This window comes from Streptomyces hilarionis, assembly GCF_024539675.1.
Classification (GTDB): domain Bacteria; phylum Actinomycetota; class Actinomycetes; order Streptomycetales; family Streptomycetaceae; genus Streptomyces; species Streptomyces hilarionis.
In genome coordinates, this window is sequence record NZ_JAHHIT010000322.1 from 1 (window position 1) to 2,871 (window position 2,871).

Below are 2,871 nucleotides of genomic sequence, written 5' to 3' on the forward strand. Positions count from 1 at the left end.
GAACTCCTGTGCCGGATCTTCGCCGACGTCCTCGACCTGCCCGACGTCGGCGTCGACGACAGCTTCTTCGACCTCGGCGGACACTCGCTGCTCGCCACCCGGCTGATCAGCCGGATCCGCTCCGCCTTCGGGCGGGACATCGGTATCCGTGCGGTGTTCGAGTCGCCGACGGTGGCGGGTCTGGCGTCGCGTGTGGCGGGTGCGGGTGTGGCGCGGGCGGCGTTGGTGGCGGGGGAGCGTCCTGTGCGGGTGCCGTTGTCGGCGGCGCAGCGTCGGTTGTGGTTCCTGCACGAGTTGGAGGGGCCGTCGGCGACGTACAACGTTCCGTTGGTGCTGCGGTTGGAGGGTGAGCTGGACGCGGTGGCGTTGGAGCTGGCTCTGGGGGATGTGGTGGGTCGGCACGAGAGTCTGCGGACGGTGTTCGCGGCTGTGGACGGGGTGCCGTGTCAGCGGGTGGTGCCGGTGGCGGATGCCGGTGTGGCGTGGGAGGTGGTGGAGGTCTGCGGTGAAGCGGCGGCGGCTGCCGCTGTGGATGCCGCGGCGGGGTATGCGTTCGATCTGGCCGCTCAGTTGCCGTTGCGGGCGACGTTGGTGCGGGTGGGTGAGCGTTCGTCGGTGCTGGTGGTGTTGATGCATCACATCGTCAGTGACGGGTGGTCGTTGGCTCCGTTGGCGGATGATCTGTCGGCCGCGTATGCGGCGCGGGTCGGGGGCGGGGCGCCGGATTGGGCCCCGTTGCCGGTGCAGTACGCGGACTACACGGTGTGGCAGGCGCGGGTGCTGGGCGACGAGGGCGATCCGGCGAGCACGGCCGCGCGTCAGGTCGCGTACTGGCGCACCGCGCTCGCGGGAGCGCCCGAACTGATCGAACTCCCCCTCGACCGACCGCGTCCGCAGACACCCTCGTACCGCGGCGGGGTGGCCCGCTTCGGGACGGGCGCCGAGTTGCACGGTCGTCTGCTGGCGGTGGCCCGTGAGTGCGGGGTGACGCCGTTCATGGTGGTGCAGACGGCGGTCGCGGTGCTGTTGTCGCGCATGGGCGCGGGCACCGACGTGCCGTTGGGCACGGTCGTGGCGGGCAGGTCCGACGAGGCTTTGGACGACCTGATCGGGTTCTTCGTGAACACGCTGGTGCTGCGCACCGACGTGTCGGGCGACCCGTCGGTGCGCGAGCTGCTGGCCCGGGTCCGGGAGAGCGACCTGGCCGCCTACGCACACCAGGACGTGCCCTTCGAGCGCCTGGTCGAGATCGTCGGCCCGCAGCGCTCGCTGGCCCACCACCCGCTGTTCCAGGTGATGCTCGTCCTCGACAACAACGCCGAGGCCGCCTTCGACCTCCCCGGCCTCGACGTCGCCTTCGAGGGCGCCGACCTCGGGGTGGCCAAGTTCGACCTGACCTTCCATCTGGAGGAGACTCCCGACGGCCTCGAGGGAGAGGTCCAGTACGCCTCGGACCTGTTCGACGAGGCGAGCGCGCACGCTCTGGGCGAGCGGCTGGTCCGGGTGCTGGAAGGGCTGCTCGCGGATGTGGACGGCCCGGTCTCGGCGGTCGACGTGCTGTCGCCCGGCGAGCGCGACCGGGTGCTGGAGGAGTGGGCGGGGCCCGCGCCGGCCCGCCGGGTGGGCGACGGCACGCCGTTCCCCGAGCTGTTCGCGGCCCGGGTGGCGGCGGCCCCCTCGGCGCCCGCCCTGGCGTTCGAAGGCGCGGAGCTGACGTACGGCGAACTGGCGGCGCGCGTGGACGCGTTCGCCGGGCGCCTCGCCTCGTACGGTGTGGGGCCCGAGACCGTGGTGGCCGTGGCGCTGCCGCGTTCCGTGGACCTGGTGGTGTCGCTGCTGGCGGTGCTGCGCGCCGGTGGCGCCTACGTGCCGGTGGACCCGGACTACCCCGCGGACCGGGTGGCGTACATGCTCTCGGATTCCCGGCCGGCCCTGCTGGTCAGCGACAGCGCGACGCTGCCCGGGCTCGGTGAGTGCGGGATGCCGGTGGTGCTCGTGGACGGACTCGCCGACGAACGGAGGCCGTCCGTGGCCCCGCGGGTGGAGCTGCGGGCGGACCACCCGGCCTATGTGATCTACACGTCGGGTTCGACGGGCCGGCCCAAGGGCGTGGTCGTGCCCCACGGCGGCATCGCCTCCCTGGCCCGTGCCCAGCAGGACGCGTTCGGTGTGGGCCCGGGCAGCCGGGTCCTCCAGTTCGCCGCGCTGAGCTTCGACGCGGCGGCCTGGGAGATCGTGATGGGGCTGCTGTCGGGGGCGACCCTGGTGCTCGCCCCGGCGGAGCGGCTGATGCCGGGACCCGATCTTGCCGCGCTCTGCGCCGAGCGGGCCGTGACGCACGTGACCCTGCCGCCGACGGCGCTGGCGGTGCTCGCGGACGACGCGCTGCCGACCGTCGCGACCGTCGTCGTGGCGGGCGAGGCGTGCTCCGCGGAGCTGGTGGCCCGCTGGTCCGCGGGGCGCCGCATGATCAACGCCTACGGTCCGACCGAGACGACCGTGTGCGCCACCATGAGCGCGCCGCTGTCGGGCGAGACCGTGCCGCCGATCGGCCGTCCGATCGCGGGGACCCGGGTGTACGTGCTGGACGCGGCGCTGCGTCCGGTGGCTCCCGGCGTCACCGGCGAGCTGTACGTGACGGGCGCGGGGCTGGCCCGTGGCTACCTGGGCCGTCCGTCGCTGACGGCCGAGCGGTTCGTCGCCGACCCGTTCGGCTCCGCGGGCGCCCGGATGTACCGCACCGGCGACCTCGTGCGCTGGACCGCCGACGGCGAGCTGGAGTACCAGGCCCGGGCCGACTTCCAGGTGAAGCTGCGTGGTTTCCGCATCGAGCTGGGTGAGGTGGAGTCGGCTCTGAGCGCCGTGCCGGGT

The 2,871-nt window shown here is 73.4% G+C and carries 1 protein-coding gene; it reads left to right on the plus strand.

Annotation, left to right across the window (positions count from 1 at the left end; translation table 11 throughout):
* Positions 1 to 2,871: non-ribosomal peptide synthetase (locus KMS84_RS38315; RefSeq protein ID WP_256921174.1), on the plus strand; the 2,871-nt coding region annotated here is incomplete at both ends.